Origin of the sequence: Antrihabitans stalagmiti (assembly GCF_016482825.1) — a bacterium.
Lineage (GTDB): Bacteria > Actinomycetota > Actinomycetes > Mycobacteriales > Mycobacteriaceae > Antrihabitans > Antrihabitans stalagmiti.
The window spans coordinates 611,186-626,247 of the sequence record NZ_JAEMNV010000003.1; the positions used below are offsets into that span (position 1 = coordinate 611,186).

21 protein-coding genes are annotated in these 15,062 nt (G+C 61.8%); 14 read left to right on the plus strand and 7 right to left on the minus strand.

Translation table 11 applies throughout. From position 1 onward, the window contains the following. Window position 1 precedes the first annotated feature (1 nt). Window positions 2–691, plus strand: a complete 690-nt coding sequence (locus JGU71_RS11555; protein WP_199704265.1) for a lysoplasmalogenase — start codon at window positions 2–4, stop codon at window positions 689–691. Between the two features lie 15 nt (window positions 692–706). Here the strand turns inward: JGU71_RS11555 and JGU71_RS11560 are convergent, their stop codons facing one another. Then, window positions 707–1,306 (minus strand): hypothetical protein, encoded by a 600-nt coding sequence (locus JGU71_RS11560; RefSeq protein ID WP_199704266.1) that lies wholly within the window; start codon window positions 1,304–1,306, stop codon window positions 707–709. Window positions 1,307–1,879: 573 nt separating this feature from the next. Between JGU71_RS11560 and JGU71_RS30565 the strand changes: the two genes are divergently transcribed. The 10 genes from JGU71_RS30565 (at window position 1,880) to JGU71_RS11605 (ending at window position 8,743) form a co-directional block, all read left to right on the plus strand. Further along, window positions 1,880–2,071: a DNA-binding domain-containing protein gene (locus JGU71_RS30565; RefSeq protein WP_372433149.1), complete on the plus strand. Its 192-nt coding sequence runs from the start codon at window positions 1,880–1,882 to the stop codon at window positions 2,069–2,071. Between the two features lie 36 nt (window positions 2,072–2,107). Beyond that, entirely contained in the window at window positions 2,108–2,707 is a 600-nt protein-coding gene (locus JGU71_RS11570; protein WP_199704267.1) for an integrase catalytic domain-containing protein, read from the plus strand. Beyond that, entirely contained in the window at window positions 2,700–2,954 is a 255-nt protein-coding gene (locus tag JGU71_RS11575) for a Mu transposase C-terminal domain-containing protein (protein ID WP_199704268.1), read from the plus strand. Before JGU71_RS11570 ends, JGU71_RS11575 begins: the two co-directional genes overlap by 8 nt. Before the next feature lie 593 nt (window positions 2,955–3,547). Continuing rightward, the gene (locus JGU71_RS11580) at window positions 3,548–4,951 is read left to right on the plus strand and encodes an LGFP repeat-containing protein (protein ID WP_307829600.1); all 1,404 of its coding nucleotides are present in this window, start codon (window positions 3,548–3,550) and stop codon (window positions 4,949–4,951) included. Window positions 4,952–4,963: 12 nt separating this feature from the next. Continuing rightward, window positions 4,964–5,428, plus strand: coding sequence for a hypothetical protein (locus JGU71_RS11585; protein WP_233529025.1), 465 nt, complete (start codon window positions 4,964–4,966; stop codon window positions 5,426–5,428). A 366-nt stretch (window positions 5,429–5,794) separates the two neighbouring features. Continuing rightward, window positions 5,795–6,127 (plus strand): LGFP repeat-containing protein, encoded by a 333-nt coding sequence (locus JGU71_RS11590; RefSeq protein ID WP_199704269.1) that lies wholly within the window; start codon window positions 5,795–5,797, stop codon window positions 6,125–6,127. Window positions 6,128–6,513: 386 nt separating this feature from the next. Then, window positions 6,514–7,074, plus strand: coding sequence for a recombinase family protein (locus JGU71_RS11595; protein ID WP_199704270.1), 561 nt, complete (start codon window positions 6,514–6,516; stop codon window positions 7,072–7,074). Window positions 7,075–7,291: 217 nt separating this feature from the next. Further along, window positions 7,292–7,426 (plus strand): hypothetical protein, encoded by a 135-nt coding sequence (locus JGU71_RS30215; protein WP_267908388.1) that lies wholly within the window; start codon window positions 7,292–7,294, stop codon window positions 7,424–7,426. 89 nt (window positions 7,427–7,515) lie between these two features. Further along, window positions 7,516–8,097, plus strand: coding sequence for a TIGR02391 family protein (locus tag JGU71_RS11600; RefSeq protein WP_233529026.1), 582 nt, complete (start codon window positions 7,516–7,518; stop codon window positions 8,095–8,097). Between the two features lie 283 nt (window positions 8,098–8,380). After that, a complete protein-coding gene (locus tag JGU71_RS11605; protein WP_199704271.1) occupies window positions 8,381–8,743 on the plus strand; it encodes an STAS domain-containing protein in 363 nt (120 codons plus the stop codon). On the opposite strand, the gene JGU71_RS11610 is transcribed toward JGU71_RS11605, so the two are convergent. The 6 genes from JGU71_RS11610 to JGU71_RS11635 form a co-directional block, all read right to left on the minus strand. Next, window positions 8,733–9,938, minus strand: a complete 1,206-nt coding sequence (locus tag JGU71_RS11610) for a PP2C family protein-serine/threonine phosphatase (protein ID WP_199704272.1) — start codon at window positions 9,936–9,938, stop codon at window positions 8,733–8,735. The genes JGU71_RS11605 and JGU71_RS11610 overlap by 11 nt on opposite strands. Continuing rightward, window positions 9,935–10,735 carry an alpha/beta fold hydrolase gene (locus JGU71_RS11615; RefSeq protein ID WP_199704273.1) on the minus strand — a complete coding sequence of 267 codons (801 nt, stop codon included), beginning with the start codon at window positions 10,733–10,735 and terminating at the stop codon, window positions 9,935–9,937. The genes JGU71_RS11610 and JGU71_RS11615 overlap by 4 nt, the downstream gene beginning before the upstream one ends. Window positions 10,736–10,879: 144 nt before the next feature. Further along, entirely contained in the window at window positions 10,880–11,356 is a 477-nt protein-coding gene (locus JGU71_RS11620; RefSeq protein WP_307829601.1) for a hypothetical protein, read from the minus strand. Then, complete coding sequence (locus JGU71_RS11625) at window positions 11,347–11,793, minus strand: hypothetical protein (RefSeq protein ID WP_199704274.1); 447 nt, start codon at window positions 11,791–11,793, stop codon at window positions 11,347–11,349. Before JGU71_RS11625 ends, JGU71_RS11620 begins: the two co-directional genes overlap by 10 nt. 41 nt (window positions 11,794–11,834) lie before the next feature. After that, window positions 11,835–12,497, minus strand: a complete 663-nt coding sequence (locus JGU71_RS11630; RefSeq protein ID WP_199704275.1) for a permease prefix domain 1-containing protein — start codon at window positions 12,495–12,497, stop codon at window positions 11,835–11,837. Continuing rightward, on the minus strand, window positions 12,482–12,820 hold the full coding sequence (locus tag JGU71_RS11635) for a helix-turn-helix transcriptional regulator (RefSeq protein ID WP_199704276.1): 339 nt from the start codon (window positions 12,818–12,820) through the stop codon (window positions 12,482–12,484). Before JGU71_RS11635 ends, JGU71_RS11630 begins: the two co-directional genes overlap by 16 nt. Before the next feature lie 72 nt (window positions 12,821–12,892). Between JGU71_RS11635 and JGU71_RS11640 the strand changes: the two genes are divergently transcribed. The 3 genes from JGU71_RS11640 to JGU71_RS11650 are packed head-to-tail and all read left to right on the plus strand — an operon-like array spanning window position 12,893 to window position 15,047. Beyond that, window positions 12,893–13,558 carry an LppX_LprAFG lipoprotein gene (locus tag JGU71_RS11640; RefSeq protein WP_199704277.1) on the plus strand — a complete coding sequence of 222 codons (666 nt, stop codon included), beginning with the start codon at window positions 12,893–12,895 and terminating at the stop codon, window positions 13,556–13,558. A gap of 8 nt (window positions 13,559–13,566) precedes the next feature. Continuing rightward, the gene (locus JGU71_RS11645) at window positions 13,567–14,313 is read left to right on the plus strand and encodes an ABC transporter ATP-binding protein (protein WP_199704278.1); all 747 of its coding nucleotides are present in this window, start codon (window positions 13,567–13,569) and stop codon (window positions 14,311–14,313) included. Further along, on the plus strand, window positions 14,310–15,047 hold the full coding sequence (locus JGU71_RS11650) for an ABC transporter permease (RefSeq protein ID WP_199704279.1): 738 nt from the start codon (window positions 14,310–14,312) through the stop codon (window positions 15,045–15,047). The genes JGU71_RS11645 and JGU71_RS11650 overlap by 4 nt, the downstream gene beginning before the upstream one ends. Window positions 15,048–15,062: the final 15 nt, after the last annotated feature.

Sequence of the window (15,062 nt, forward strand, 5' to 3'; positions counted from 1 at the left end):
GATGAGTTCGGTTCGGATCGAGCACGCAGTGTTCGGTGCCGCAGCTGTGGCGACCGTGAGTGGCGCGGTCGCCGGTAGCGAGCGGGTGCAGCAGTTCGCGAAACCACTGATCGCGCCTGCGCTTGCCGTCGGAGCGTATCGGCGGGCGCGCGGCACGGACCGCAACCTCCTGCTCGGTGGTCTTGGCGCCGCAACGCTCGGTGATGTCTTGCTGATCGATCCCGACGACGACACCAAGCTCGTCCGAGGTGCAGCATCCTTCGCGGTAATGCAGGCCGCGTACACGGCCCTGCTGCTCCGGCACAACGCTCGGCCGACTGCGCCCGCAGTTGTGCCGCGAGTCGTCGGGTGGCTCGCTGCAGCGGGATTGGTGCGCGCCCGCTCACGTGCGGTCGCGTTGCCGCTCAGCGCGTACGGCGTCACCCTTGCCACCGCGACCACCCTCGCCTCGGATCCGGCACTTGCTCCCGACGCCCGAACCGTTGGTGGACTCGTCGTGCCGACCGCGGATCCACGCAGCGGACTTGCTCTCGGAGCGTTGTTGTTCACCGTCTCCGACGGGCTCATCGTGTTTCGCCGCCTGTTCCTGCGCGGTGACCCTGCCCGTCGAATCTCCGAGGGCGCCATCCTCGCTACCTATGCAGCGGCGCAATATTTTCTGGTCGAAGGTATGTCGGACCTCGATCGCTGAATCGCCAGCGGGCGCTCAGAGGTTGGGGGCCATCTTCTTGTACAGCTCCACGATGAACGAGTCCGTGAAGCTGTTCTGCCCCGTTCGCAACATGAGGTCGCCAACGCGGACATAGGACGTGCCCGCGACGGTCGATGCTTCGTCGCCGAGACCAGGAATCGGTGTGCCGTCGCCGGTGTAGAGATCCCAGTTGTCCGCTGGGATGGTTTCGATCACGACGACGCCCGAGTTACTGGCGACCCCGTCCGTGTCGACGGAGTCGAAGACGAACTTGCACCCCGAGGTCGGCGAGTATTCCTGGACGGCAGGGTCGTACTCGACTTTCGTTGCGGTGATGGAGTATTCGATCCCGGCCTTGCGGCCGCCGGCAAGCCCAGCGGCATCGGCGACGTCGGCTGCGTCCTGCTCCGACAAGAGTGCGCAGACGTCGACGTTCGCAGCTTCCGACGATTGCTCCGAGGGTGTGTCGAACGTGAAGTCGTCCGCCGACGCTGGGTTTGCGGCGCTGCTGTCCCCGCCGTCACTGCCACCGCACGCGGCGAGCATCGGGATGGTTGCCGCTGCCGCCGCGACGGCGATGTACTTCGCGAACCGAGATTTGTTTCCGAGTGCCACTTCGAACCACCTTGTCGTGTAATTGCCCGGCTATGCCTGTGGGCTAAGCATCGTCGCGCGAGACTCCGGTGGACAGGTCCTACAGGGTGGGGATCACGGCACCCCGTATCTCAGGCCCCGCGCTTGCAACGTTTACAGGTGTGAATGTCTGTAGTCGGCTGCACCGATGACGTGCGGGTTTGTTGGCTGTGCAGGCGACTTCGTGAATGCGGTGTGCATCACTCGTGTGCACTACGGTCAGTTTTGGTCCGTACTACCGTGCACGACGGAGCTTCCCGAATGGCCGAGGACGCAGTGGTGGAGCGCAGTGTTCTCACTGCGTCCGATGAGGCATGAGATTCCGCTGTACGCAACGCAGTTGTCATTGCCAAACTTGCGGAGCACAGCCCCCTCGGCCACGCCGTCGTTGACTCCGCGGCCGCTGACCTTGGTGTCTCACGACGTCAGGTATACCTCCTGCTCGCCAAATGGCGTGCAGGCGGTGGCGTCGTCTCCTCTCTTCTTCCCGCCAAGTCCAGCGGAGGGCGTGCAGGCGAACGGCTCGCCGACGAGGTGGAAGCCATCGTTCGCTTCGTGCTCCAAACGCGATATCTGACACGGCAGCGTCCAACTACGACGTCGGTGTTTCGAGATATCAAACGGCAGTGCATGATTCGTGGTTTTAGTGCACCTTCGCGCGGCACGGTCGAGCGACGGATTGCGAAGCTGGACGCAGAAAAGACCGTGACTGCCCGATACGCGAAGGACGCCGCGCGCACTCGATAGGCCGCCGGCGGTAACCCACCCGCAATCGACAGGATTTTGGACCGAGTTCAGATCGATCACACTCCGATCGATGTGATCGTCGTCGATGAGCGGCACCGTCTGCCGGTTGGCCGGCCGTATCTGACAGCCGCGATCGACGTCATGAGTAGGTGCGTCGTCGGGCTTGTCGTGACGTTGGATAAGCCCTCGGCAACATCTGTCGGATTGTGTTTGGCGCACACCGTGACCGACAAGCGGGCGGGGCTGGAAGCTCTCGGCGTGGACGCGGTGTGGCCGATGAGCGGCAAACCCCGCGAGCTCTACCTCGACAATGCTGCAGAGTTCAAAAGCGAGGCCCTGCGTCGCGGGTGTGCACAGCACGGTATTCGACTGGAGTACCGACCTCCGGGACAGCCGCACTACGGCGGCGTTGTCGAGCGTGTGATCGGCACCATGATGCAGATGGTGCACGAACTGCCGGGCACGACGTTCTCCAATCCGCGCGAGCGCGGTGCCTACGACAGTGACGCGAAAGCTGTTCTCACACTGAGAGAATTGCAGCGGTGGCTGACCTTGGCGGTGGCCTGCTATCACGGCCGGATTCACAGCGGGCTCGCCCGCACGCCCGCTGGGAGTGTGGTCGGATGCGGTGGCTGAATCCGGAACACCGCCGATCGTCACACACGAAACCTCGTTCCTGATCGACTTTCTACCGGTGATCCGGCGAACGTTGACCCGCAGCGGATTTCAGGTCGATCACGTCCAGTACCACAGCGACGCACTGAAAACTCTGCAACGCTATGAGCAGGAACGAGATTGGCTTCATCGGCAAGGCGTCCCGATGTCGTTGCTTCCCTGCGCTCGTGACATGGGGCGTCACGACCTCTGTTCCGTCACCAGATGACGAATACCTGCTCTTCGTGCGGTAGGCGCGAGGCACATCTGTACCCAGCCGCGCCTGATCGAGGCGACGTTGACACCGGCACCCGCCGGTCACGCCTGTGACTGCTGTTACCAGAGTGATACCTGGCTACTGTTGCGCATTCGATGCACTACCCCAAGTAGGGGTAAAGCCCGCGAAATATTCGCGGCGGGGACGACATTCGGGGATCTTGAGAAATTTTCGGAGGGGTACTTGCTATGCGAAGAAAACGACAGATGCTTCAGGGGAATCGGCGAGGCAAAAGTATTCGGCTACTTGCTATTTCAGCAGCTGCTTTGTGCGTGTTGACAACTCCCGCCGCGCTAGCGGGAGCGGAGCCGACCCCTACTACGGCACCGTCACCATCGACAACGGCACCGCCACCATCGACAACGGCACCGTCACCATCGCCAGAGGCGCCGCAGCCCACAGAACTGACGCCGACTCCGGACAACGCGCAGCAAACCAAACCGCCGACGACCACCGAGTCTGTTGCTCCGGACCCGAAGACCGCTCCCGATCCGCCAGCGGAACCGATAAGCCCTGCGCCGGTCGCGCCGCCTGCCCCCGCGCTGGTGGATCCGCCCGTTTTACCGGCAGCGCCGGCGGCCGATCAACCGCTAGAGCCGGAGAGCGATGAGCTTTCGTCGAAGACCGCTGAACCGGATCCGGACTGGACACCGACTAAAGACCCGAAGGCGACCGTTGTTCCTGGTCAGATGCGGTCCGACCAGGAAGAGATTCCCGCGCCGTTCACCAAGGCCGACGCTGACAAAGCCGAAACCATGGAAGCACGCCAACGAATGGCGCGGGTCGCGGCCGGATGCCAGGTGTACTGGCCATCACCGTACGAGGTGTGCGGAGCCATCAAAGACAAGTACAACTCATTGGGCGGTCCAGGAAGCTTCCTGTCCTTCCCCAACTCTCCAGAACTCACCAACCCAGGCAATACCGGCGCACGCACACAATTTCTAAATGGTCCGATCTACTGGTCCGGCGCTACCGGTGCACATCCAGTCGTGAACAGCTTCCTCAACCGGTGGGGCGTCCACGGCTACGAAGGTGGTTGGCTGAAATATCCGACCACCGACGAGATCGTGCTCCCCGACGGTGGCCGCCGCCAAGAATTCCAGTTCGGCGCGATCTATGTCGCGTTCCAGAACGCTGTCGGATCCGCTATCAAGAACGGCGCGATACGCGATAAATGGAACACCGTGGGCGGCGCCGCACCCGGCGGAAGCTTCCTCGGCTATCCGATTGGTGACGAAATAGGGCTTCCCGGTGGTCAAGGCGCGATGGTCCGCTTCCAAAACGGTGTCATCTATTGGCACCCCAGCCATGGAGCGCGGGTTGTGAGCGGCACAATTTTGCAGGATTGGGCAGCTGCAGGCTACGAATCCGGCACCTACGGTTTCCCCACAGCGGATGCCGTACAGACGAGTGACATCTGGTATGAGCAGCAATTTCAGAACGGTAAAATTGCTGGCACCATCGTGATCAATCGCGGCCTCTACTGGCCACTGATGTCGGTAGATAAGCCGACAATGCCAGGCGACAACTATGAGAGCGATGTCCTACCTTGCATGGAATACGAAATGGAAGCGGACCAGCCTCTTGCCGTATTCAAAGTTCGCGGCGTAGCTGCTCCCATATTCTTATATTGTGGCCGTTTCCGCACTCACATGGCTCCAAACCCTGCCGTCAGCGGCGACCCCGGCCATTTTTCAAACTATCCGCCGACGCGAAAAGATTGGTACGACTTCCTCGGGTGCACGTTCTACACCTTCAACGGAGAAAATTATCCCAATGTAGACAGTGGCAACTTCGGCCGCCAGAGAGGCAATGTATCATCCGGGGTGAACAGTGTGTCCGTCGGTAATGAGCCCAGTGGCACTTTTGTGACTGGCTGGGCTGGCCAGAATCAGTACTCGTCACAGTGGAGTGGCTGCGTACAGGGGCTTGCGATGCCATGGGAATGAGGATGTAATTCCGTGTTTACCATTGTAGTTCACCCTGATTTTGGTCATCCTAGCTCCATTTGGCCTTCGCGGGAGCTCGTAGTCGGCAGCTCTGGGCCGTTTGTGCTTCCAAACCAGATCGGCATGAGCAAAGCCCTCGGGGATGACCTAATGGCGTGGACTGATACGTTTCAAAAGTTCTTTATAGAAGAGCTAGATGGGTTCAGCGCGCGACCGCTGTGGCGATCTGGATTAAATCAGTTCGAGTGGTACGACGAAGGATATAGAATCGTCCACAAGATGCGATTAGAGTTCCCTGATGTGCACGTCAAACCCGAATTTGCGCAGTATGTCTTTTCAGTCAATGAACGCCGCGAGAACATGGGGCTCGCGCCGATTCGGCTCCCACATGAATCCAAGGCTGGGCACATCAGCATTGCCGACGTCGTGCATGGCCAGCCTGAAATCCCACAAAATAGATGGCGCGAGGACAAATAACCGTCATCATCGCAGGGCTGTCTACACTCGATAGACAATTGCCAAACCCCGCATAGTTTGGTTGAAGAATAATAGCCACCCCCCATCGAGGTGGGGGTTTGGAGGTGAGTCACAGGATTACTCCCGGACGACGAGGGGTCTGTGACACGCGTGGCGCATATCAGCGTTCGACTATTGCCTATGTATCAAGCAGGGCTAACTGATTTGTCGGAATTACCCGTAGACCGCTCAACGCTGACTGCTAGCGTCGCTACCGATAGGTGTCGACAGCCGCTACCTCCCGGGGGGATGGAGGGCCAGGTAGCTCTCCGAACTTCTGCAAGGCGTGCGATTCGCCCCTCTCCTCACACACGATTGGACGATCCGATGCACTCACCGATCAACACCTTTGTTCGCGCGTTCGCTGTTGCCGGGATCATCACCGGCACAACACTGTTCGGCTTCACGACCGCCTCAGCCGGACCGGCCGAGCCCGGCGTTCCGACGGTGGCTGTCGCCGGGAACTGCCAGTCCTATTGGCCCTCGCCATATCAGGTGTGCGCGGAGATCCGCGACCTCTACAACAGCATCGGCGGACCCAGCGGATCACTCTCGTTCCCGAAAGCCGCCGAATTCACCAACCCAGACGGCAGCAAATACCAAACGTTCATCAACGGCACTATCGCCTGGACAGCCGCGACCGGCGCCTACGTCAGCTGATACACACCCAAACATCAACCAGGGACGGCGCTTCGCCCTTGGCTGCGAACTGCTGGATGTCGCAACCAAGCCCGGTTCGACCAGGGAGGGCGTGAACAGACCCGCCGAACTCGACCACACCGAACCCCGTCGGGAAGACCAGCAGGATCACAGGAGGATTGAGTGTCGAAAACGGCCGTTACTGAGTCACCGAATGCTGAGACACGATCGGTGCTCGGGCCCAGGACTGCGCACGGCGAACAAATTGAGGGTTGTCGCCGCTCAGCCTAGGACGGAGTCGAAAATACTCACCTCCGTTACTGAACTGTGACGTGTCTCAGAAACCCGTCTCACCTTCGGTAGCGACCACTGGAGCGTGTCCGACGTTTCTGAGACAGTAATCCCTTGTGAGCGCCGTATTTGGATACCTGAGGGTCAGTGGCACCGATCAGGTGCTGGATTTGCAGAGAGACGCTCTGGCGAAGGCCAGGTGCGACCGGGTGTGGGAAGAAGTAGCGAGCGGAGCAAAGAACGATCGCCCTGAACTACTCGACTTACTCGAGCACCTTCGCGACGGAGACACACTTGTCGTGTGGCGACTCGATCGACTCGGCCGGTCACTGCCGCACCTGATCGAAACGGTCGAAGGCCTTCGAGCACGAGGAATGGTGTTCAAATCACTGACAGAGACGATCCATACGTCCTCGCCGAGTGGGATGCTGATCTTCCAAATATTCGGTGCGCTAGCACAATTCGAGCGAGCACTCATTCAGGAACGAACTGTCGCCGGCCTCGCCGCCGCCCGAGCGCGCGGCCGTGTCGGCGGACAACCCAAACGCATCGACGCTGCGAAAGCCCGACAAATTCACCGCATGATCGAAGACGGCACACCCAAAAGCGAAATCGCAGCCGTACTCGGCATAGGCCGAGCCACCTTGTATCGCCACCTCGCGATGCCTCGTAGTTGACTGAAATCGAGCACAATTTCACAAGAGACGGCCAAACTGTATGTGCGGCAGTCTATCTGGCCTATGTTGTAGCGTGTCAGTCGAGGCTTGGACAAGCCGAAGATCGGCTATCAGAGCTAGCGTCCACCTAGGTTAGGCAGGCCTGCCGCAGTCCCGCCCCTCGCACGCTGTCGGCAACTCACTCGACAGCACTACTAGTTCGTGGTTCTATCGCGCTGTGACAGAAGCCAGCTGGGATGCCGCTGTGCTTGTCGGAGTGGCGCAGGTGCTCGGCGACACCGACCGCGGATTGACCGGCCCAGAGATCGAATCCATGTTTACGAGCCTGGAATCCCCGACCCCGGCCGGATAACCAAGTGGAAGCGACTGGAGGCGGGGCTCGCGGCCCGTCAGGCCCACGACAAGTCGCCGCGTCGCGCGATCACGTTTATCACCGAGGCAATGAAGCCAGTGCGCTACCTCAACAAACCCGAAGAGTTCACCCGCCGCCAGGACGAACTCAACGAAGTGCTGTCGTTCGTCGGACTGCGAGTGAACGATAAGGGCGAAGTGGCGCGCGGTGCGGTCGCGACCACCCTGGACGAGGCCAGCAAACACGCGGCGACGTTACGCGCCGAACTCCGCCGGCGACGTACACACCCGCAAGTGTTGGCCTACTGCACCGTCAAACTCCTGAAACGAAGCCACTTCCGCGCCGCCCTCGAAGCGACCAAAGGCGTGTTCGACCGCCTGCGCACGATGTCCGGACAGAGCGGAGATGGAGCGAAACTCATCGACACGGTGTTGGCGTCCGGCAACAGCGGCACACCCGTGATCACAATCAATAGCGGCGGCTCGGCAACCGATCGCGATGAGCGAACCGGATTCGCCAATCTGCTCAAAGGGTTGAACAGCATGTACCGCAACCCAACCGCGCACGACCCGCGGGCGCTCAGGCCATTTCCCGATGACGACCTACTCGAACTGCTCACGATGCTGTCGATGGTCCACCGCCGACTCGACAACGCCACCGTCAACCCGTGACTACACCCGAGCGCGTGCAGTCGACTTCAGTCACTCGTGCAGAGAACTTAGGGAACTGACAACGTTTACAGGCGTTGTTCACCACTCGTGTGTGCTGCGCAGTAGTGTGGCAATACGTCCCACGACTCTGATCTGGCGATCGGGCTTCTCGCTCCGGTCCCTGTGCCCAGACCTCGCATTCGCAGAATCGACATTGCCGTCCCGGCAGTAGCGGCGAACCGATCAATCGCTCTCGGCGCGCTCGTTCTGTGTCCGTGCGAGAGTCCACGCTAGGAGCACCAACATGTCGACCCACACCCAGCCGGTGCCGTTCGCGGTCACCCCGCGACGCACCGACAGTGCGGCGGTGATCGCTGTGGCAGGCGAGGTGGACTTGTCCACCGCGTCAGTCTTGGCGAGTGCAATCGCCGCCGAAACCGATACGCATCCAACAGCTTTGATCGTCGACCTGACAGAGGTTTCCTTCCTGGCGTCCGCTGCGATGACCGTGCTCGTACACGCGCACCAGAAGCATTCGTCGAAGCTGGATTTCTCGGTCGTTGCGGACGGACCCACGACGAGTCGGCCGTTGAAGATGATGGGCCTCGATCAAGTCTTCCCGCTCTACCCGGATCTGGATACCGCACTCGCCGCGGTCACGCGCTGACGTCAGGAATACCCAAAGCCAGAACAGCAGTGTCGTCCTGCAGACCCGAACCGAATCCGTCGAGCAGCGTCCGTATCGCGTCCACGATCGTGGCTGCATTCGAGGGGCTGTTCGCAGCCGCGAATTTCAGCAACGCACCGTCGTCGTCGTAGCGAGACTGGCCGACACCCGTCTGCGCCTCCGTGAGGCCGTCGGAATAGAGAACGAGCGTGTCCCCGGGCGACAGCCGAAGCCGGGTAGCCACGAATCGTGGGTTCGGAAGAATTCCGACGAGTTGGCCACCGGTCAGATCTACGTTCATCGCTTGTCCGTCTCCGTACAGCAGCAGCGCCGGCGGGTGCCCGCCACCTGCCAGATGCACGTCGAAACCGGTCTTGCTCGGTGTGAGCAACCCGAAGATGACGGTGCAGAACCGCGGGTCGGAACCGTGAAATTCATGATTCAGCACGGTGTTCAGATTGTGTAGGACCGCGACCGGGTCGTCGTCGTAGACCGCGGCCGCTCGCAGGGTATAGCGCGTCAACGACGTCACCGCAGCGGCAGCCGCACCCTTACCGCTGACGTCGCCGAGAAAGAAACCCCAGCGCTCGTTCGACAGTGCGAAGAGGTCGTAGAAATCGCCGCCCACTTCGTCACTCGATGCGGGGTGGTAGTACGCGACGGCGTCCATGCCTGCGGGTGGCACCAGCGACGGCGGCAGCAGCGAACGTTGCAACGTGGTGGCCAGAGCCTGGATGCGGGCCCGTTCGTTCTCGGCGTGCCGACGCGCATGGAGGAGTTCGCGTTCGTACTCGCGCCGAACGCGCGCGTCCTGTGCAGTGATCCGGAGCATGACCGGGTTACCGCCTTCGTCTTTCTTGACGTTGGCGGTGAGGAACACCGGCAGCCTTGTGCCGTCGGCCGCGACCAGATCCACCGTGATGCCTGCCAACTGTCCGGTCAAGCGCAGCATCGGTCCGAAATGGGTCTCGTAGTGGATTCGACCGCCTGCGGTGAGTTGATCGATGAACAGTTCGCCGACCAAATCGCGAGCATCGCGGCCCAACCAGGTCGACAGCGTCTTGTTCAACTTCGCGATACGCCCGTCGGGCCAGGTAGTCAGGTATCCGCAGGGCGCGTTTTCGTAGAGGTCCTCGATCGTCTCGTCGAGAAGGTCGTCCCGCGGTTCGCCCGGGATTCGGCGGTCCGCGGTCATCGCTTCCTGACGAACGAGGCAATCGCAGCCGCGGTTTCTTTCGGGTAGCTCAGGTGCGGGCAGTGCCCCGTTGCGTCCAGGGTGACGAGTTCGCTTCCGGCGATTTGCTGATGCACGTAGGCGCCGACCTCCGGTGGCGCCAAAGTGTCGTGCGCACAGTCGATCACGAGGGTCGGTAGCGACACCCGCGCGAGGTCGGCCCTGTTGTCGGACAGGAACGTCGCCCGCGCGAAGGCGCTCGCGCACGTCGGATCGGTTCGGCAGAAGCTGTCGTCGAGTTCGTCGTTCAGTTCGGGTCGGTCGGGTGTACCCATGATCTGCGGCGCCATCGCGTGCGACCAGCCGAGGTAGTTGCTGTCCAAAGACTCGAGAAGTTCGTCGATGTCGTCACGGGAAAAGCCGCCCCGGTAGCCGTCGTCGTCGATGTAGCGCGGGGACGGCGTAAGCAGGACGAGTTGCCGGAACAGACTCGGGTCCGCGCCGACGGCGAGCACGCCGATCATCGACGCCACCGAATGCCCGACGAATGTCACGTCCTGCAGATTCAACTCACGAACGATGTCGAGGACGTCCTCGGCGTAGCCGTTCAGCGTCGAGTAACGGTCGGTGTCCCATGCCGACGGATCGGCGGCGCCGGATCCGACGTGATCGAACAACACGATCCGAAAATGCGGCGCCAACTCCGCAGCAACCAGACGCCAGAGGTTCTGATCGCACCCGAAACCGTGCGCGAGCAGCACCGTCGGCCCAGTGGCGGATCCGGTGATCCTCACGTTGTTTCTGGCGCGCACATCCACAGGTCGATCCTGTCACCTATCTCCGAGAGTGGCGTCGAATGGTCGGCCGTCGGACTGCGCAACCTGTGCTGTCACTGCGCATAGTGTCCGACGTGTTGCAGGCAGTGCGCAGTGCGAACACGCATTGCGCAGTCCACCCCTACCTCATGCGGTCGCGCCCAGCTCGCCTATCGCTGCGACGGGTACATCCCCATGCGGGTCGACCCACATCGCGACGCCGTCGATCAGCCGGGGGAGTAGCAGCTGCCAGCCTCGCGACGGCCACTGGATCGATTGATAGCCCGCCAATTCGGTTTGCGTCAGATCGGCGATCCAGACCATGGCTTCGGCAGCCGGGGCGTCCCACGGCAGAGCCCCGCCAGTCTCGAACGCGCCGAATCCACCCTTGATCTTTCCGGCCGCGATCCAGCCGATACCGACGTTGTAGTCCTCGTCGATTTTCAGTGTCCAGTGCAGCGGGCTCAGGTCGACGTCGCGGCCGTACCGCAGAAACTGCAGATCGCGGCCGACGGCTTCGAGTGCACGGACCCATCCGGGTGGTGCATCGCTGGCGCCGATCGGCGCAAACATCGGAAACTGCCAGCCGAGAACGTCGTCGCCGAATGGAATGCTCAGGGGCACAGAATGATCCGATCACGGTTCTGTGGGTCCACCCGCACGGACAGCGTCTCGCCAACTGCAAATCGTGGCCTATCCACCGGAGAGAGGTCGTAAACCACACGCCCGCTGTAGGTTTCGGATCCTGGCACGGTGAGTGTGAGCTCCAGTTCGGTGAGCTCGGTCGCGTGATCGGTCTGCCCGACGGAGTGTGCATCGTCGATCCGCGCCCAACCTTCGAGGCCGCGTTTGCGTAGCCGTCGGTCCTCCCGTGTCGGCCTGTTCGCCAACATCATCCCGACGCCGATCAGAAATCCGAAGAGCCCGAGGAGTCCGGCGATTTGATACGGCATCGTGCCTGGTGGGGTGTGTTCGATCAGCCATCCCGCCCAGACCGCGAGCAGGACGACATAGCAGGCGCTGATGCCGAGCACGGTGCGCAGTATTCGCTCGTGGTTCACGTGACCCTCCCCGTCAAGAATATGCCTGGACGGTGCGGGTGTCAGGTGAGCAATGTGCGTCGCATGCGAGCTATCCGCGGCAGAACAGTCACCGCGAAGCAGAGCCGAAGTCCACTTCCTGTTGCGGCGGCCAATAGCAAGGTCATCGTCGATACGGACATCGGCTCACCGAGCTTGGCAAGCAGGAAGCCGATCAGGGCCGCGTCGATGAGCGCAGCGCAGAAGGCGGTGACTAGAACGGCAGAAGCTGCTGTGTGCCAGCCAATATCGATCCACCGGCTCAGCGGTCCGGTGGCCCCGGCGGCAACGGCTGCACATGATCCGGCGACAGTGACGATGCACAGGACGAGTGCGCAGCCGAGGATTGCAGGGATTCCGGAGAGGATGTCCACCGACCCGAACAGAAAAACCAATATCCAAGCGACGCCGATCGTCGGTCCGATGAGCAGAAATCGCGAGCTGTATCGATTGATGTGCTCGGCCGAGATCACCGCGGCGAACTCCGCCGCCATCGATCGTGGATCGCCCATTTCCGCTATGGCCGCCAAGGTTGCCTCGCCGTAGCCGAGACCGTCGGCGAGGTGGTGATCGATCGAATCTGTCAGCCCGTCCGCGATTTCGGCGACAACCGAGGCTCGCGCACGCGAGCGGGGCAGCAGCGCGTGCAGTTCGGCGAGGTAGTCGTCGATCACGTTGTGGGGCATGGCTTTTTTTCGTCGAGTAACGCACCGACCGCTGCGGAGAATTCGCGCCACGAACTGCGTTCGACGCCTAGTCTGCGCTTTCCTGCCGCTGTCAACGAGTAGGTGCGTCGGCGTCGGCCGGTCTCGTCGGACCAGGTGCCGTCTACCAAGCCGGCGCGTTCCAGCCGATGCAGCGCTGGATAGACAGTGCCCTTCGGTAAATCGAACTTTCCGTCGGTTCCAGTTCTCAGCGATTCGATGACGCCGTAACCGTGGAGTGGTTGTGCTGCAAGTACGGCCAGGATCAGGCCGTCGAGATGACCTTTCAATGCTTCCGCCGTCATGGTTAGTGAGACTACCCTTAAACGCAACACGTGGGGTAGCGTGGCTACCCATAGTCGAGGGGATGGGAAAAGATGCGCCGATCGATCGGCGGACTGCTCGCAGTCCTCGCAACGTTCGTGTGCATAGTCGGCTGCGCGGGCGATGGCTCCGGCGGCCTGCCCGACGCCCAATTGATGATCCGAAATGCCGGGTACGCAACGAAAAGCATCTCCAGCGCGCACCTCGTGGTGACGGCGGACGGTTCGGTCCCAGGCTTGTCGATACAGCGCCTCGACGCCGATATCAGCCGCGAATCCAGCCCCGCCGCCTCCGCGGGGAGTGCAGTGACGAATCTCGGCACGATCGATTTCATCGAATCCGACGGTGTCCTGTTCGTGAAGGGACCGTCCGGTAAGTACACACCCGCACCTGCAGGGGTGGCGCTACCGAGTCCAGCAGCCATGCTCGATCCCGAACGTGGCATCAGCCAACTGTTTTCGACGCTCGAAGCCCCGACGACACTCGCCAAAACGGAACTCGACGGGGTTGCTGCTTTCGAGCTGAGGGGCAATGTCCCGCAAACGACGCTCGCGGCCATCCTGCCCGATGCGGCATCGGGCGCCGAGTTCACCGTGTGGTTGCGAGTGCGCGCACCGCATGTGCCGTTGCGCACGATCTTGACGTTTCCCGCAGGTGGCGCGCTCGAGTTCGTCGTCTCCGATGTCAACAAACCGGTGTCGATAGCGCCCCCGACATGAGGACCGATATGGACGAAACTGGCTTGGCCCCAACGGATGTAGCGATCGATGTGACCGACCTGGTTGTCGTGCGAGGCCGAAAGCGCGTGCTGGACACCGTCGGCTTCACCGTTGGTAAGGGCAGTGTGACGGGACTGCTCGGACCGAGTGGTTCCGGCAAGACCACCCTGCTGCGCGCGATCGTCGGCGTCCAGAAGATCACGTCGGGGTCGGTCATCGTGCTCGGTGACGACGCGGGATCCAAGCGTCTACGTCGTGAGGTCGGGTACGTCACGCAGTCGCCGTCCGTATACGGCGACCTCACCATCGCCCAGAACGCGCGTTACTTTGCGCGCAATTACGGCGCGGGTGCCGCAGTCGCCGATACCGCCGTCGCCAATGTCGGGCTCGCAGACATTGCAGGACAGCTGGTCGACACCCTGTCGGGCGGTCAACGCGCACGGGTGTCGCTCGCCTGCGCGTTGGTTGCGCAGCCCGCGCTGTTGGTCCTGGACGAGCCGACCGTGGGACTCGATCCGGTACTGCGTCGCGACCTGTGGCAGCAGTTCCACGACTTGGCGGACGCGGGAACGACGCTGCTGATCTCGAGCCACGTCATGGACGAAGCCGACCGCTGCGACCGGTTGCTCCTGCTCCGCGAAGGCAAACTACTTGCCGACGAGACGCCGGCTCAACTGCTCGAGTCGACGGGCGCCCGCAATTTGGAAGACGCATTTCTCGAACTCATTCTTGCCCAGGACGAGGTGTCGGCATGAGTGTCAGGATCACGTTGAACACTGTCGGCCGCGTCCTGACCCAGATCTGGCACGACCGTCGCACACTCGCAGTTCTCCTGCTGGTCCCGTGCATGCTGCTGACGCTGCTGCGATTCATCTTCGACGGCAGACCCGACATCTTCGATCAGATCGGCCTGATGCTGCTCGGCATCTTTCCGTTCGTGTCGATGTTCCTGGTCACGAGCGTCGCGATGCTGCGGGAGCGGGTGAGTGGCACGCTCGAACGGCTGCTGAGTACGCCCGTGCAGAAGCTGGACCTGCTCTTCGGCTACGGGATCGCATTCGCGCTTGTCGCCATAATCCAGGCCAGTGTGGCGTCTGCGGTCACGTACGGCCTGCTCGGTCTGCGCTCGCAGGGCAGCGTAGCGGTTGTGATTCTTATCGCAGCGTCCACAGCTGTACTCGGCTCGTCGACGGGTCTGCTCACGAGTGCGTTCGCGAAGTCGGAGTTCCAGGCGCTGCAGTTCATGCCCGCGATCGTGGTGCCGCAAATTCTGCTCTGCGGACTCATTTGGCCACGTGAGGAGATGTCCGGCGCGCTACAGGCCCTGAGCAACGTCATGCCGTTGCGCTACGCGGCCGAGGCCCTTCGTGAGGTGGAAACCTACCCGTTGCCGACCGATCTGATGTGGCGCGACCTCGCCGTCATCGTGGTATTTGCGCTGCTCCTGATCGCAGGCGGTGCCGCGACCCTGCGCCGACGTACGGCGTGAGGCCGCGAGCAAATA

What these genes read in the sequence shown, in the direction of transcription:
- JGU71_RS11555 (WP_199704265.1), top strand. Translation starts at nt 2, where the DNA reads ATGAGTTCGGTTCGGATCGAGCACGCAGTGTTCGGTGCCGCAGCTGTG.
- JGU71_RS11590 (WP_199704269.1), top strand. Translation starts at nt 5,795, where the DNA reads ATGCACTCACCGATCAACACCTTTGTTCGCGCGTTCGCTGTTGCCGGG.
- JGU71_RS11600 (WP_233529026.1), top strand. Translation starts at nt 7,516, where the DNA reads ATGAAGCCAGTGCGCTACCTCAACAAACCCGAAGAGTTCACCCGCCGC.
- JGU71_RS11605 (WP_199704271.1), top strand. Translation starts at nt 8,381, where the DNA reads ATGTCGACCCACACCCAGCCGGTGCCGTTCGCGGTCACCCCGCGACGC.
- JGU71_RS11610 (WP_199704272.1), bottom strand. Translation starts at nt 9,938, where the DNA reads ATGACCGCGGACCGCCGAATCCCGGGCGAACCGCGGGACGACCTTCTC.
- JGU71_RS11630 (WP_199704275.1), bottom strand. Translation starts at nt 12,497, where the DNA reads ATGCCCCACAACGTGATCGACGACTACCTCGCCGAACTGCACGCGCTG.
- JGU71_RS11635 (WP_199704276.1), bottom strand. Translation starts at nt 12,820, where the DNA reads ATGACGGCGGAAGCATTGAAAGGTCATCTCGACGGCCTGATCCTGGCC.
- JGU71_RS11640 (WP_199704277.1), top strand. Translation starts at nt 12,893, where the DNA reads ATGCGCCGATCGATCGGCGGACTGCTCGCAGTCCTCGCAACGTTCGTG.
- JGU71_RS11645 (WP_199704278.1), top strand. Translation starts at nt 13,567, where the DNA reads ATGGACGAAACTGGCTTGGCCCCAACGGATGTAGCGATCGATGTGACC.
- JGU71_RS11650 (WP_199704279.1), top strand. Translation starts at nt 14,310, where the DNA reads ATGAGTGTCAGGATCACGTTGAACACTGTCGGCCGCGTCCTGACCCAG.